This is a genomic window from Arthrobacter crystallopoietes, assembly GCF_017603825.1.
Lineage (GTDB): Bacteria > Actinomycetota > Actinomycetes > Actinomycetales > Micrococcaceae > Crystallibacter > Crystallibacter crystallopoietes_B.
This window is the reverse complement of sequence record NZ_CP072014.1, coordinates 3,329,017-3,344,046: the sequence shown is the minus strand read 5'-3', so window position 1 is coordinate 3,344,046 and position 15,030 is coordinate 3,329,017. Positions and strand designations below refer to the sequence as shown.

The 15,030-nt window shown below is 65.0% G+C and carries 13 protein-coding genes; 10 read left to right on the top strand and 3 right to left on the bottom strand.

Annotated elements, in window-relative coordinates; genetic code table 11:
- Positions 1-59 precede the first annotated feature (59 nt).
- From mihF to J5251_RS15265, 6 genes are all read left to right on the top strand, one after another.
- Positions 60-377, top strand: coding sequence for an integration host factor, actinobacterial type (gene mihF, locus J5251_RS15290; protein ID WP_074702268.1), 318 nt, complete (start codon positions 60-62; stop codon positions 375-377).
- A 21-nt stretch (positions 378-398) separates the two neighbouring features.
- Positions 399-971 (top strand): guanylate kinase, encoded by a 573-nt coding sequence (gene gmk / locus J5251_RS15285; protein WP_208574487.1) that lies wholly within the window; start codon positions 399-401, stop codon positions 969-971.
- Positions 972-1,020: 49 nt separating this feature from the next.
- On the top strand, positions 1,021-1,284 hold the full coding sequence (rpoZ, locus tag J5251_RS15280) for a DNA-directed RNA polymerase subunit omega (RefSeq protein ID WP_139003466.1): 264 nt from the start codon (positions 1,021-1,023) through the stop codon (positions 1,282-1,284).
- Positions 1,285-1,320: 36 nt separating this feature from the next.
- Complete coding sequence (coaBC, locus tag J5251_RS15275; protein WP_208574486.1) at positions 1,321-2,547, top strand: bifunctional phosphopantothenoylcysteine decarboxylase/phosphopantothenate--cysteine ligase CoaBC; 1,227 nt, start codon at positions 1,321-1,323, stop codon at positions 2,545-2,547.
- A 67-nt stretch (positions 2,548-2,614) separates the two neighbouring features.
- Positions 2,615-3,820, top strand: a complete 1,206-nt coding sequence (metK, locus tag J5251_RS15270) for a methionine adenosyltransferase (protein ID WP_208574485.1) — start codon at positions 2,615-2,617, stop codon at positions 3,818-3,820.
- 7 nt (positions 3,821-3,827) lie between these two features.
- Entirely contained in the window at positions 3,828-5,954 is a 2,127-nt protein-coding gene (locus J5251_RS15265) for a primosomal protein N' (protein WP_244250684.1), read from the top strand.
- On the opposite strand, the gene J5251_RS15260 is transcribed toward J5251_RS15265, so the two are convergent.
- Genes J5251_RS15260 through J5251_RS15250 form a run of 3 tightly spaced genes read right to left on the bottom strand, consistent with a single transcriptional unit; the run spans position 5,951 to position 8,754 of the window.
- On the bottom strand, positions 5,951-7,033 hold the full coding sequence (locus tag J5251_RS15260) for a glycosyltransferase family 4 protein (RefSeq protein WP_139003470.1): 1,083 nt from the start codon (positions 7,031-7,033) through the stop codon (positions 5,951-5,953). The genes J5251_RS15265 and J5251_RS15260 overlap by 4 nt on opposite strands.
- Positions 7,030-7,911, bottom strand: coding sequence for an alpha/beta fold hydrolase (locus J5251_RS15255; RefSeq protein ID WP_139003471.1), 882 nt, complete (start codon positions 7,909-7,911; stop codon positions 7,030-7,032). The genes J5251_RS15260 and J5251_RS15255 overlap by 4 nt, the downstream gene beginning before the upstream one ends.
- Positions 7,912-7,914: 3 nt before the next feature.
- Positions 7,915-8,754, bottom strand: coding sequence for an aldo/keto reductase (locus J5251_RS15250; RefSeq protein WP_139003472.1), 840 nt, complete (start codon positions 8,752-8,754; stop codon positions 7,915-7,917).
- Positions 8,755-8,922: 168 nt separating this feature from the next.
- Between J5251_RS15250 and glpK the strand changes: the two genes are divergently transcribed.
- The 4 genes from glpK to J5251_RS15230 all read left to right on the top strand — a co-directional run bounded on the left by glpK (position 8,923) and on the right by J5251_RS15230 (position 14,972).
- A complete protein-coding gene (gene glpK, locus J5251_RS15245) occupies positions 8,923-10,437 on the top strand; it encodes a glycerol kinase GlpK (protein WP_139003473.1) in 1,515 nt (504 codons plus the stop codon).
- Between the two features lie 207 nt (positions 10,438-10,644).
- Positions 10,645-13,134: a leucine--tRNA ligase gene (gene leuS, locus J5251_RS15240; RefSeq protein ID WP_139003474.1), complete on the top strand. Its 2,490-nt coding sequence runs from the start codon at positions 10,645-10,647 to the stop codon at positions 13,132-13,134.
- A gap of 12 nt (positions 13,135-13,146) precedes the next feature.
- A complete protein-coding gene (locus J5251_RS15235) occupies positions 13,147-14,100 on the top strand; it encodes a DegV family protein (RefSeq protein WP_208574479.1) in 954 nt (317 codons plus the stop codon).
- 86 nt (positions 14,101-14,186) lie between these two features.
- A complete protein-coding gene (locus J5251_RS15230; RefSeq protein ID WP_139003476.1) occupies positions 14,187-14,972 on the top strand; it encodes a ComEA family DNA-binding protein in 786 nt (261 codons plus the stop codon).
- The last annotated feature ends 58 nt before the right edge of the window (positions 14,973-15,030 follow it).

Genomic DNA, 15,030 nt, shown 5'->3' with positions numbered 1-15,030 from the left:
GTGCAAGCTGATTACTTCCTAGCCGCGGCTGCGGCCAGCGATACGATGTGGAGAAGCCTGTGAGCCTGAAACCGCTGTCGGACACTGAACGAACTGCAGCCCGAAACAAGGCCACCGCCGCCAGAGCGGAGCGGGCCGAGATTAAAGCCAGGCTCAAAGACGGCCGGGTCAGTGTGGCAGAGGTCATTGATACGGCGAAGAACGTTGAATCGATCGGCAGGCTTCGGGTTGTCGAATTGCTCGAGGCGCTGCCTGGCATCGGCAAGGTCCGGGCAGCGGCCATAATGGAAAGCATTGGAATCGCCCCAACCCGGCGGGTCCGGGGTCTGGGCGTGCACCAGCGCAAGGCCCTGATCGAACTTCTGGAATCACAATAGATCCTGCAACAGATGGAAAGCATGTCTGATAAACCCCGCCTCACCGTCCTGGCCGGCCCCACCGCCGTCGGCAAAGGAACCGTCTCGACCTACATCCGCGATCACTACCCGCAGGTCTGGCTGTCCGTATCCGCGACCACGCGTGCACCGCGCCCCGGCGAGGTAGACGGGGTCCACTATTACTTCGTCGCCGCCGAGGAGTTTGACCGGCTGGTGGCCGAAGGCGCCATGCTTGAATGGGCCGTGGTCCACGGTCGCAACCGCTACGGAACCATCCGGCACACCGTTGAGCAGGCGATGGCGGAAGGGAAATCGGTGCTCCTGGAGATTGATTTGCAGGGCGCCCGCCAGGTAAAGGACAGCATGCCGGAGGCGAATTTCGTCTTTTTGGCGCCGCCCAACTGGGACGAAATGGTCCGCCGTCTGGTGGGCCGTGGCACAGAAACGCCGGAGGAACAGCAGCAACGGCTGGAAACCGCTAAACTGGAACTTGCTGCCGAATCCGAATTTAACCACACCGTCGTAAATGACGATGTCCGGCGGGCGGCAGAAGAGCTTGTTTCGTTGATGGGGCTTGTGCCGAACCCGCGGTAGACCGCGACCGTCAGTGAAGCAGATACCTACAGAATTTTTTGGAGAATAAGTGTCGACTAACCTCGAAGGCATCATTAATCCGCCGATCGACTCCCTGCTGGAGACGACGGACTCGAAGTATGCCCTGGTGATCTACGGTGCCAAGCGCGCCCGCCAGATCAACGCTTACTACTCGCAGCTGCATGAGGGCCTGTTCGAGTACGTTGGCCCGCTGGTGGACACCAAGCTGAACGAGAAGCCGCTGTCCATCGCCCTGCGCGAGATCAACGATGGCCTGCTGGTTTCCAAGCCGGTCGAACCGGCTGCAGAGTAGTAACAGGCAACAACTCAACACGGTAACGGAGCAGGAATGCGGATCATTCTAGGTGTAGGCGGCGGTATCGCCGCCTACAAGTCCGCATCCCTGCTCCGACTGTTTAAGGAAGCCGGACACCAGGTCACCGTGGTTCCGACCGCGGCCGCCGAGAAGTTCGTCGGACGCGCCACCTGGGAAGCACTCTCCGGCCAGCCGGTGTCTACCACCGTTTTTGACGCGGTGGACACCGTGAACCACGTGCGGCTCGGCCAGGACGCTGACCTGGTGGTGGTGGCTCCTGCCACAGCGGATGTGCTTGCACGTGCCGCCGCGGGCCTGGCCGATGACCTGCTGACCAATACGCTGCTGATGGCCCGGGGGCCGGTGGTTTTCGTTCCGGCCATGCACACCGAAATGTGGCAGCATCCGGCGACGCAAACGAATATTGCCACGCTTCGTGGCCGCGGGGCCCTCGTCATGGATCCGGCTGTCGGCAGGCTGACCGGTAAGGACACCGGGCCCGGCCGGTTGCCCGAGCCGGAGGAAATCTTCGAATTCGCCCTTGGGCAGCTCGGCGAAAGCCGGGCAGCCGCAGGCACCACCATGCTGCTCGGCAAGCGTGTGGTCATCACCGCAGGCGGAACCCGCGAACCGTTGGATCCGGTGCGCTTCCTGGGCAACCGCTCGTCGGGAAAGCAAGGCGTCGCGTTGGCACGGGCCGCGGCGGCTGCCGGCGCCGAGGTGGAACTTATCGCTGCCCATATGGATGTTGCGCCGCCGGAGGGCGTCAAGACCACGCGTGTGGAAACTGCCCTGCAGCTGCGGACGGCGACGCTTGAAGCGTCGGCGCGTGCCGACGTCGTTATTATGGCTGCTGCCGTGGCTGACTTCCGTCCGGCGGAGGCAGCCGAAACCAAGATCAAGAAGCGCGACGACGCCGCGGATCCAGTCATCACCCTGGTGCGCAACCCGGACATCCTGCAGGAAATTGTGCAGGTCCGGCGCGACAGTGGAACGGGCCCGGCGTTGATCGTCGGCTTTGCCGCTGAAACCGGGGACAGCAGCAGCGATGTGTTGGGCTACGCACGCCAAAAGCTGGCCCGCAAGGGCTGCGACCTGCTGGTGCTGAACCAGGTGGGCCGGGATCTGGTATTCGGTCAGGACCGAACGGCCGTCAGTATTCTCGATAATTCCGGCGCTGAGCCGCAGGTGGCGGCCGGCGGCAAGGACACCGTGGCCCGGGCCATCATCGAACGGGTGGCCGCGGAGCTCGTCTCCTGACCATTGCGCCCCCGCTGCCTGTTGACAGGCGCGGCAGCTGCGGCTTAAGACCAAGTAAGGTATCTCTGTGACTTCTTCTGCTTCCCCCCTGCGGCTTTTTACCTCCGAGTCCGTCACTGAAGGGCATCCGGACAAGATCTGCGACCAGATCTCGGACGCCATTCTCGATGCGCTGCTCCGTGAAGATCCGGACTCGCGCGTCGCCGTGGAGACACTCGCCACAACGGGGTTGGTCCATGTGGCCGGCGAAGTGACGACTCAGGGCTACGTGGAGATTCCGCAGATTGTCCGCGAAACCATCCTGAACATCGGCTACAACTCTTCCGACAAGGGCTTCGACGGCGCCCGCTGCGGCGTCTCCGTGTCCATCGGCCAGCAGTCGACGGACATCGCATCCGGTGTGTTCAACTCTCTGGAGGGCCGCGAGGGCACGCAGCAGGACGACTACGACGCCCAAGGCGCCGGCGACCAGGGCATCATGTTCGGCTACGCCAGCGACGAGACCGAGGTGTTCATGCCGGCACCGATCTGGCTGGCGCACCGGCTTTCCGAGAAACTGACGGAAGTCCGCAAGGACGCCACGCTGCCGTACCTGCGCCCTGACGGCAAGACCCAGGTCACCGTAGGGTACGACGGCGACAAGCCGGTTTCCGTTGATACCGTGGTCATCTCAAGCCAGCACGAAGCCGGCGTGGATCTCGACCACCTGCGGGCGGACCTGTCCAAGTACGTCATTGAACCGGTGCTGGCCAACTCGAACCTGGACGTTTCCGACGTCCGCCATATTCTGAACCCGGGCGGAGAGTTCGTCATCGGCGGCCCGGTGGGGGACGCCGGGCTGACCGGTCGCAAGATCATTGTGGATACCTACGGCGGAATGGCCCGCCACGGCGGCGGCGCGTTCAGCGGCAAGGATCCGTCCAAGGTCGACCGCTCGGCAGCCTACGCCATGCGTTGGGTGGCCAAGAACGTTGTGGCTGCCGGTTTGGCCCGCCGGGCCGAAATCCAGATTGCCTACGCCATCGGAATGGCACGGCCGGTCGGTATTTATGTGGAGACGTTCGGCACCGAGACAGTGGATCCGCTGCGCATCGCAGACGCCGTCCAGGAAGTCTTCGACCTGCGGCCGCTGGGCATCATCAACGACCTGCAGCTCAAGCGTCCCATCTACCTGCAGACCGCGGCGCACGGGCATTTCGGCCGCGAGCAGGAAGACTTCACCTGGGAACGCACGGACAGGGCTGAGGCACTGCGCAGCTATTTTAGCGCCTGAGACCAGCGTGACAGACGGATCAGCCCCACGGGACGAGGCCGTCCAGCTGTCTCTGCTGCAGGGATTCGCCTCGCCTGCCAAACCGCGCGGCGCCACCGTGCCAGCCGGCGAGAACCCGGTGGCCGAAGTTTTGATCGAGTCCGCGGTGCCGCATCTGGACCGCGTTTTCGACTATCTGGTTCCGCAGGAAGCCGCAGCGGACGCGGTCCCTGGGGCACGCATCAAAGCGCGTTTCGGCGGGCAGGAGATCAGCGGCTACATCATCGGACGCAAGTCAGAAGCCGCGGAGGGGGTCCGGCTCAGCCCGCTGGCGAAGGTAGTGTCCGCCCAGCCGGTCCTGACCCCGGAGCTGCTCGAGCTGGCGGGCGCGTTGGCCAGGCGGTACGCCGGCACGCTCAGCGACGTGATCCGGGCTGCGATCCCTCCGCGGGTGGCCAAGGTGGACAAGGAGTTCGCGGCAGCGGGCCGGCTCATGCCCGGGGCGCCGGCAGGGAAAGGGCCGGGGCGGGCTGAAGAGCCGGACCCGGAAGCCGGCGCAGACAACGCGCCAGCGTATGCTGCGGACCCGGCGGTTTGCTTTGCCGGCTACCGCAGCGCTGCTGCGTTTCTGGCACATCTGGCCGCCGGAGAGTCGCCACGGGCGGTACTTTCGAGCCATAAGTCCTACGGGCCTGCATCCTGGACACGCCAGTTGGCAGCGGCCGTAGCGGCGACGCTGACCAGCGGACGAGGTGCCCTGGTGGTTGTCCCTGATGCCAAGGATCTTGACCTGCTGGGCGAGGCGCTCGAGGCGACGATCGGTGCCGAGGCGTTCGTGCGGCTGAGCGCCGAGGACGGTCCGACCCCGCGCTACCGAAACTACCTGAATCTGCTGCACGGTACCGTCAAGGTCGCGATCGGCACCCGGTCCGCGGCCTACGCGCCGGTCCGTGAGCTGGGCCTGGTTGCGATCTGGGACGACGGCGATGATCTGTATGTCGAACAGCGTGCCCCCTACCAGCACACGCGTGAGGTCCTGCTGCTGCGCGCGGAGCAAACCGGCTGCGCCGCCTTGCTGGCAGGGATCGCCCGCAGTACGGAGAGCCAGCGGCTTGTTGAAACCGGCTGGGCCCAGCCCCTGCAGGCTGACCGGCCGGTGTTGCGTACACTCACGCCCCGGGTAGTCAACACCGCCGATACGTTCCAGCAGGAACGCGATCCTCTGCTCCGCCATGCGAGGCTTCCGCAAGCGGCATGGCGGGCAGCCAGGGAGGGACTCGAACACGGGCCTGTCCTGGTACAGGTCGCACGCACAGGCTTCTCACCGGCCATGGCCTGCCAGGACTGCCGCACACCGGCCCGCTGCACCGAATGCCAGGGACCGCTCGGGCAACCCGGTCACGGAACAGCTCTGACCTGCCGGTGGTGTGGCCGGCTGGCCGCTCACTGGCGCTGCGGTGTTTGCGGTTCGGGCAGACTGCGGGCATTGGTCATCGGGGCCTCGCGAACGGCAGAGGAGCTCGGCCGGGCCTTTCCCGGGGCAACTGTCATCTCTTCAGCGGGTGATCATGTAAAGGCCACAGTCAAGGCCGGCAAAGCGGTGGTGGTCGCGACGCCCGGGGCGGAGCCCGCGGTGGCCGGCGGATATGCCGCGGCCCTGCTGCTGGATGGCAACTCGCTGCTGAGCCGTGAGTCCCTGCGCGCTCCCGAAGATGCGCTGCGCCGCTGGTTCACGGCCGCGTCGCTGGTCCGTCCAGCAGCCGAGGGCGGGACAGTGGTGATCACGGCCGACAATGACTCGGTGGTCGGGCAACTGGTGCGTTGGGATCCAGCCGGGGCCGCTTCACGGGAGCTCGCGTTGCGGCGTGAACTGCAGCTGCCTCCCGCGCTCAGGATCGCCGCCATTACAGGTTCGACAGCCGGAATTGAGACGTTTATGTCCGGACTGGACCTCCCCGGCGATGTCCGTACGGTGGGCCCCACAGAACTGGAGAATTATGCGGCCGCGGCCGGACACCACCGCCTGCTGTTGTTCTTCAGCTACCAGCAGGGGAATACCGTGACCGGAGCCCTTCGGGCCAGAAAGGCGGCCGTCTCCGCCAAGCGGTTGGCGGAACCAGTCCAGGTCCGCTGTGACGGCCTGGATCTGCTCTAGCCCGCCCGGCGCCTGGCCAGAACCTCTTCGGCAGCCGCTACCAGCTGCGCTGCCGAGCTGTCCCAGTCATACTCTGCGGCGCGGAGCACTCCCTCGGCCGATGCACGACGCCGCCGTTCCGGATCCTCCAGTTCGCGGACCGCGGCGGCGAAGGCTTCAGGATCGTCCGGATCCACATGCAGCGCCACATTTTCGGCGACCTCCCGGAAAATGGGAATGTCGCTGGCGATCACGGGTGTTCCGGCGGCCATGGCCTCGATGAGCGGCAACCCGTAGCCTTCGTCCCTGGACAGCGTGACCAGCGCGGAGGCTTCGTGCAGGAGGTGCAGGTAGTCGCCGTCGGAAATCCCGTTGTGGAAGACCAGCTGTGCGGCATCCGCCGCGCGGTCCGCCAGCTCTTCGCGCCTCGGCGCTTGGATGGGGCTGAGCAGATGCAGCCGGTAGCCGGGCAGCAGCGCCATCGCATCGACCAGCGTCTCCACATTCTTGTAGGGCATGTAGGACCCCATGTAGAGCAAGTCCTTGCCCACGGCCGCCGACGGATCCCGCGGTGGTCCCAGCGGTTGGGCGGCGTTGGAAACGATCCGGACCTCGCGCCGGGTGAGCCTGGTTTGCTGCAGCAGCGACCGGGTGGTCCGGCTGATGGTCGCAACGGTGTCGGCCCGGTTGAGCAGCAGGCGCTGCGGCCAGTACGCCTTGTGGTAGACCCGCCACAGCAGCCTGACCGGCAGCGGCAAAAATCCCGGCGGCTTGGGGTGGCGGTAATAGATCAGATCGTGGATGGTCAGTATCAGGCCGTAGCGCCTGCCGAAGCTGCCCATGGTCTGCATGGGACAAAAAACGACGTCGGCGCCCAGTTTGTTGATCCGGCGCGCCACGAGGAGCTCGGCAGGGGAGAGGGGACTGTTGATCTTGACCCACGGGACGTTGTCGGGCAGGAACTGCAACTGCCGTTCGTCGTTGATGAGCATCAGCACTTCGGTCAGTTTTGAGGCAGCCGAGATCAGATTGGAGCCGTAGCGGCTGATGCCATCCAGCTGGTCGGTGCGCGTATAACGGGCGTCGACGACAAGCTTCACCGCTCCAGCCCCTCGAGGAACTCGGTGATCATGGCGGCCGCAATATCCGGCGCCTCGTAGTGGATGAGGTGGCCCACGCCGTCGATCATTTCCAAATGGCTGTCCGGCAGCTGTGCCGCCAGCTGCTGCTGGCTGTCCACCGAGCCCAGATCGTCCTTCCGGCCGGCGATCAGGAGCACCGGCAGTTCCAGCCGCGGCGCTACCTCAAGAACGTCGTGGGAAATGGAGGCCCGGAACGCTTCGAGGACAACGTCCCGGTTGGCGAAGGCGCTGAAGTACGTGTCGTGCTGTCCGTGAATGTACCGGCGCAGCTGCCGGTCCTTGGTCTTGGCCATCATGATGCTCATGACCCGGACAATCAGCGGGTGCTGAAGCAGACGCATTCCTGGCTTTTCGGGCAGCTTTGCCGCGAGGTAATAGTAGAATTCCGCGAGCCGTGAGGCCACCGCCTTCGGCCCCTTGAGAGCGGGTTCGCTGATCGGATTAATCAGCACGGCTGCCCGGAACGAACCCGGGTGTGCCGCCAGCTGATGGCTGACGATAATCGAGCCGAACGAATGGCCGATGATGACGGTGTCCGGCCCCAGTGCCAGAGCGGCTGCGAAGTCCGCCACGAACTCCGCGTAGCTTTCCACGCTGTGCCGGCGCCCCGAGAACGGTGCGGAGGCGCCGAAGCCGGGCAGATCGGGGGAGACAATCCGGTGCCCGGGGAGCGACTGGGCGACCAGTTCCAGGCCATGGTGGTCGCCACGGAAGCCATGAACGACCAGAATGTCCGATTTACCTTTCGGGGTCTGGGCCGGGTACTCCCAGTAGGCTACTTCCCCCGAGTCCAGATTGAGGGCACGGCGGACGGCACGGTCTTTGGTGGCGGGCACGCGCTAGTTCACCTCGTCCGGGTGGGAACCGATCCGGCCGTTCCGCTCGAGCCCGCCGAGCCGCTGCATGGCTGCGGGATCGAGGGCGAAGTCCCACACCTTGAAGTTCTCCTGAATTCGCTGCAGTGAGCTCGCCTTCGGGATGGCCACGTTGCCGAGCTGCAAATGCCAGCGCAGCACTATCTGGGCCGGAGTCCTGCCCAGCTCCTGAGCCAATTCCGCGACCACGGGGTCGGACAGCACTTTTCCCCGCCCCAGGGGGCTCCAGGCGACCGTCCGGATTCCGTGGGCGGCGTGCAGCTCCCGCAACTGCTCTTGCTGGAGCCACGGATGGAGCTCGATCTGGTTGACCGCAGGTACCACGTCGCAGTTTTTCAACAATTCCTCAAGATGGGCCGGCTGGAAGTTGGAAACGCCGATGGCCCGGACGCGTCCCTCATGGTAGAGGCGTTCCAGGGCGCGGTAGGTGTCCACGTACAGTGCCCGTTCCGGCTGCGGCCAATGGATCAGGTACAGGTCGAGGTAGTCGAGCCCTAGCATGGCCAGCGATGCGTCAAAGGCGCGCAGCGCCGCGTCGTAGCCGTGGCTGTCATTCCATACCTTGCTGGTGACGAAAATGTCGTCGCGACTGAATTCCGGTTCCTCGGCGGTGAACCGGCGGATCGCCTCACCCACGCCGGCCTCGTTGGCGTACAGAGCGGCAGTGTCGAAATGCCGGTAGCCGGATTCCAATGCCTGGTAGCACAGTCCGGCGGCGTCCTGCGGCGGAACTTTGTACAGTCCGAAGCCCAGCTGGTCCATCAGGACGCCGTTGTTCAGCGCCGTCTTATCTGCCGTTCCCATATACAAGACTCTACCGAGCAATGCCGGCATCGGCGGCCAACCACGGCCGTAAAAGAGACGCATCTGCGCAAGGCAGGAATTGACCTCCACCCGCAGCGGGGCTAGGTTCGAGCCCAATCGGTGCTGCCCTCCCGGCGCCGGCGTCCTGTCCTAGGGAAGAGGTCTGCTTTGTCCGACTACATTCTGGCGATCGACCAGGGGACCACGTCCTCGCGGGCCATAATTTTTGACCATGCAGGGCAGATCGTTTCGACCGGCCAGAAGGAACACCGGCAGATTTTTCCGCAGCCAGGCTGGGTGGAACATGATGCGGTGGAAATCTGGGACAACACCCGCGAGGTCATTGGCAACGCGCTGGCCCGTGCCAATCTGACCCGCCACAATACTGCCGCCGTAGGCATCACCAACCAGCGCGAAACCACTGTGGTGTGGGACCGGAACACCGGCCAACCGGTTTACAACGCCATCGTGTGGCAGGATATGCGCACCCAGCCTATCTGCGACGCCCTGGCCGCTGACGGCGGCAGCGACCGGTTCAAGGCAACTACCGGACTGCCGCTTTCGCCGTACTTCGCCGGAACGAAGCTGAAATGGATTCTGGACAATGTGGAGGGCGCCCGGGCCAAGGCCGACGCCGGCGAGCTCCTTTTCGGCACCACGGACAGTTGGGTGCTGTGGAACCTGACGGGTGGAACGGACGGCGGAGTCCACGTCACGGACGTCACGAACGCTTCCCGGACGCTGTTCATGGACTTGAAGACGCTTGCCTGGGACCGGTCGATCCTCGAGGCTTTCGACGTGCCCGCTTCCCTGCTCCCGGAAATCAAGTCTTCTGCCGAGGTGTACGGCACGGTCCATGGATCCCAGCTGCTGCGGCACGTTCCCGTTGCCGGGATTCTTGGCGACCAGCAGGCAGCGACTTTCGGACAGGCGGCTTTCGACGCCGGGGAAGCCAAGAACACATACGGAACCGGCTGTTTTGTCATCGTCAATACCGGCAGCGAAATCGTTGAATCCGCGAACGGCCTGCTGACCACCGTCGCCTACAAGATCGGCGACGACGCGCCGCGCTATGCCATTGAAGGTTCGATAGCTGTTGCCGGGTCGCTGGTTCAGTGGCTGCGGGACAACCTGGGCATCATTGGTTCGGCCGGGGAAGTCGAGGAGCTGGCTTCCTCGGTACCCGACAGTGGCGGCGCATACTTCGTGCCCGCATTTTCCGGCCTCTTTGCTCCCTACTGGCGTTCCGATGCCCGCGGAGCCTTGGTGGGGCTGACGCGGTTCGTCACGAAGGCACACATCGCCAGGGCCGCCCTGGAGGCCACTGCATTCCAGACCCGCGAAGTGCTGGAAGCGGTCAACGCGGATTCGGCCGTTCCGCTTGCGGAATTGAAGGTCGACGGCGGGATGGTTGCCAACGATGCGTTGATGCAATTCCAAGCAGACATTCTTGGCGTCCCCGTCATCCGGCCCAGGGTCGCCGAAACTACGGCACTGGGCGCGGCCTATGCAGCGGGGCTGGCCGTGGGATTCTGGCAGGACCTAGCGGAACTGCGGTCGAACTGGATTCAGGACCGTCGCTGGGAACCTCAGCTGGACTCCTCCGAGCGTGACCGGCAGCTGCGGCTGTGGAAGAAGGCGGTGACCCGGACGTTCGACTGGGTGGACGAGGACGTGCGCTGAACCTGATCCGGCCGGGAGTGCCGAGGGAAGCCTTCGGCTGATCTGCGGTAAAGTAATTCCATGTCCGCACTTCTGCTTAGCTAGCCGCACCTACGGAACACTTCCGTAACGTGCGGCCGCCCCTCCCGTGTCGAGGGGCTTTTGTGTGTCTAAGCGGCAACCACCGGGAGTGCGCCGTAGCAACCAAGAGGACGAGGACAAGTCAACGTGAGTACGCAGTCTGGTACCGAACCGAACGAGTACAGTTTTTCCGCCATGGAGGCCAAATGGCCTGCCGTCTGGGAAGAGCTCGGTGTCTTCAAGGCCGTTGACGACGGCTCGAAGGAACGCCGTTACGTGCTGGACATGTTCCCCTATCCCTCGGGTGACCTGCACATGGGCCATGCCGAGGCGTTTGCCATGGGCGACGTCGTCGCACGTTACCTGCGGCTGAAGGGCTACGACGTCCTGCACCCCATCGGCTGGGACTCCTTTGGACTGCCGGCGGAGAATGCGGCCATCAAGCGCAACGCGCACCCGTCCGAATGGACGTACGCCAACATCGAGACGCAGGCGGCGTCATTCAAGCGCTACGCCATCAGTGCCGACTGGTCCCGGCGGCTGCATACTTCCGACGCGGACTACTACCGCTGGACGCAGTGGCTGTTCCTGCGGTTCTACGAGCGGGGGCTGGCCTACCGCAAGAACTCGCCGGTCAACTGGTGCCCGAAGGACCTGACCGTGCTGGCCAACGAACAGGTTGTCAACGGTGCCTGTGAACGATGCGGCACGCCGGTGACCAAGAAGAGCCTGAACCAGTGGTACTTCAAGATCACGGAGTACGCCGACCGGTTGCTGGATGACATGGATGAGCTGAAGGGCCGCTGGCCTGAGCGTGTGCTGGCCATGCAGCGCAACTGGATCGGCCGGTCCGAGGGTGCCCACGTCAACTTCAACATCGAGCCCTCAGACGGCCGGGAAGCCAAGGACGTCACCGTCTTCACGACCCGCCCGGACACCCTGCACGGCGCGACGTTCTTCGTTGTTGCGGCGGATGCCCACCTGGCCCTGGACCTGGTCACGCCCGAACAGCACGATGCGCTGATGGACTACCGCGAAAAGGTCAAGGCCCTTTCCGATATTGAACGCCAGTCCACCGACCGGGAGAAGACCGGCGTCTTCCTCGGCCGTTATGCCATCAACCCGTTGAACGGCGAGAAACTGCCGGTCTGGGCCGCGGACTACGTGCTGGCGGACTACGGCACCGGCGCGATCATGGCTGTTCCCGCGCACGACCAGCGCGACCTGGACTTCGCCAAGACGTTCGACCTGCCCGTGCGGGCGGTGCTGGACACCGGTGAGGAAGATCCCGCGGTCAGCGGGACCGCCACCACCGGCGAAGGCAGCCTGATCAACTCGGGCGACCTCGATGGCCTGTCCAAGGCAGAGGGCATTGCCAAGGCCATCGACATGGTGGAGGCGGCCGGCACCGGCGAGAAGACGGTCAACTACCGGCTCCGCGATTGGCTGCTCAGCCGCCAGCGCTTCTGGGGTGCTCCCATCCCCATCATCCACTGCGCCGAATGTGGCGAGGTGCCGGTTCCCGATGACCAGCTTCCGGTGCGGCTGCCCGAAGACCTGCGCGGCGAAGCGCTCTCGCCCAAGGGAACATCGCCTCTGGCCGCCGCCGCGGACTGGGTCAACGTGGACTGCCCGAACTGCGGACGCGCCGCCACCCGGGATACGGACACCATGGACACCTTCGTGGATTCCTCCTGGTACTACCTTCGGTTTGCTTCGCCGGACTACACGGAAGGGCCGTTCGACGTCGAAGCGGTCAACAAATGGCTGCCGGTCGGACAGTACGTGGGCGGCGTCGAGCACGCCATCCTGCACCTGCTGTACAGCCGGTTCTTCACCAAGGTGCTCAAGGATCTCGGGCTGGTGGACTTCGACGAGCCGTTCAGTGCGCTGCTGAACCAGGGCCAGGTCCTCAACGGGGGCAAGGCCATGAGCAAGTCTCTGGGCAACGGGGTGGACCTCGGCGAGCAGCTGGACAAGTTCGGTGTCGACGCCGTCCGACTGACTATGATTTTCGCTTCACCGCCGGAGGACGACGTCGACTGGGCCGACGTTTCCCCGTCGGGTTCGGCTAAATTCCTGGCCCGTGCTTGGCGGCTGGGCCAGGACGTGACTTCCGCCGTTGGCACCGACCCGGCCGACGGCGACCGCGCGCTACGCTCGGTGACCCACCGGACCATCGCCGACGCCGCCGAACTGCTGGACAACCATAAGTTCAACGTGGTCATCGCCCGCCTCATGGAGCTGGTCAATGCCACGCGCAAGACGATCGACAGCGGTGTCGGCGGCGCCGATCCCGCCGTCCGGGAAGCTGCCGAAGCCGTCGCCATTGTGTTGAGCCTCTTCGCTCCGTACACCGCAGAGGACCTCTGGGCAGCGCTTGGGCATGAGCCCTCGGTTGCGGAAGCCAGCTGGCCGGCGGTCGACGAGCAGCTGCTGGTCCAGGCCACGGTCACCGCCGTCGTCCAGGTCCAGGGCAAGGTCCGGGACCGGCTTGAAGTAGCCCCGGACATCAGCGAAGAGGAGCTCAAGGCCAAGGCCTTGGCATCGGAACAGGTGGTCAAAACGCTTGACGGACGCAGCATCCGCACGGTCATCGTCCGGGCACCCAAACTGGTCAATATCGTCCCGGCCTAAGGACGGCTGACAATGTCATGGCTCGAGGATCTGGTGCAGCGGTCACGGCAACTGCTGCACCCGGCTGGCCGCAAGCCGGACGAAGCGTCCGGAGGCCCCCGGGTCGCCGTGGTAACCGATTCGGCGGCTTCGCTGCCGGCTGAGTGGGCGGCCGAACCAGAAACCGCGGACTGGCTGCGGATCGTGCCAATGCCGGTGATGATTTCCGGCCAAATTTACGGCGAGGGCGTGGACGACGTCCCCGCCGTGCTGACCATCGGCCTGGCCGAAGGCAAGGAAGTCAAGACCTCCAGACCGTCGCCGGGCCTCTTCACACGGACCTATGAGGAACTGCAGCGGCAGGGCTACGACGCGATCGTCTCCATCCACCTCTCTGGATCCCTGTCCGGCACCGTGGAAGCCGCGGCGCTTGCTGCGGCAGAAGTCGATATCCGGGTGGAGATCGTCGATACCCGGTCGGTGGCGATGGCGGAGGGCTTTGCCGTCGTCGCCGCGGTGCTGGCGGCCCAGGATGGCGCGGAGGTATCCGCGGTGGCGGAACGGGCCCGGGAAGCGGCGGCAGCGGCCGATGTCCTCTTCTATGTTCCGAGCCTGGACCAGCTGCGCCGGGGCGGGCGGATCAATCCGGCGGCCGGGTTCTTCGGGTCGCTGCTGGCTATCAAACCTATTCTCACGATCCGTGACGGTGCCATCGCAGAGGTGGAAAAAATAAGGACCGCTTCTAAGGCGCTGGTCCGTATGCAGCAGCTGGTGGTCCGGCGGATCGAAGAACTCGAGTATTCACCGCAGCTCGCTGTCCATTATTTCGGCAATGAAGCAGAGGCCAGGTCGCTGGCCGAAGAGCTCAGTCCTCATGTAGGTGATGAGATCCTGGTTACCGCAGTACCGTCGGTGCTGGCCGCGCATGCCGGACTGGGAGTCCTCGCCGTCGTCATAGGACCCGCCATGCCCGACCCGGTGTCCTGATCTCCACAATGTGGGCGGGCATGCTCCTGTCCACAAGGCACAGGAGCATCCTGCCCGGCCGTTGATTTCCTCCATAGCGTAGTGCCATGGGCCGCCATCGCTGGGGAACAGCCGCCACAGAAGCCAGCCACGGCCTGAAAATATCTGCCCGCCGCCCGCGTCTGCGGGTGGCACTGGGGGCAGCGCTGATCGCCGCAGGACTGGCCGTCGGCTACGCTCTGGTGCTGCTCCTGACGGCCGACACCCACAGGGAAGAGAGCGACGTCCTGCTCTCCCTGCCCGTCACGAGCTCCGCGGCAGTGGCCGGACCCTCCGGTGAAGGACAGGGCCCGGAGCAGGCCGCCGAGCCGGTACCCTCGGCCCAGGCGGACGAGGAGGGTGTTTCCCCAGGGCCGGAGGCCGGTCCCGGTGATGCGGCGCAGATCGTCGTCCATGTGGCCGGCGCCGTCGGCCGTCCGGGCATTGTCCGTCTACCGGCATCGGCGCGGGTTTTTGAAGCACTGGAAGCCGCGGGAGGTGCCAGCGAAACCGCGGACCTGGCATCACTGAACCTGGCGGCGCCGCTCACGGACGGCCAACAGGTCTTCGTTTCCTCACCAGAGCACCAGTCCGTCCCCGGCAGCAGCGGGAGTGCAGCGGGTCCCGAGGGCGGTGCCGGCGGAGCAGAAGACGAGCCCGCAGCCAAGATCAATCTCAACAGCGCGACGCTGGAAGAACTTAAGACGCTGCCCCGGGTCGGACCCGTTCTGGCCCAGCGCATCATCGACTTCCGCGAGCAGCATGGAAGTTTTGGCCGGCCCGAAGACCTGGATGCAGTGCCGGGCATCGGCGAAGTCATGCTCGCAAGCCTCGTGGATTTGGTCACCGTATGAGCCCGGCACCGCCCTGGCAGCACTATGCGCGGGCAGCCCGGGAAGTGGCCGGCGCAAT

Coding starts and splice junctions, on each gene's coding strand:
- gmk (WP_208574487.1), top strand. CDS start 399: ATGTCTGATAAACCCCGCCTCACCGTCCTGGCCGGCCCCACCGCCGTC.
- coaBC (WP_208574486.1), top strand. CDS start 1,321: ATGCGGATCATTCTAGGTGTAGGCGGCGGTATCGCCGCCTACAAGTCC.
- J5251_RS15250 (WP_139003472.1), bottom strand. CDS start 8,754: ATGGGAACGGCAGATAAGACGGCGCTGAACAACGGCGTCCTGATGGAC.
- J5251_RS15235 (WP_208574479.1), top strand. CDS start 13,147: ATGTCATGGCTCGAGGATCTGGTGCAGCGGTCACGGCAACTGCTGCAC.
- J5251_RS15230 (WP_139003476.1), top strand. CDS start 14,187: ATGGGCCGCCATCGCTGGGGAACAGCCGCCACAGAAGCCAGCCACGGC.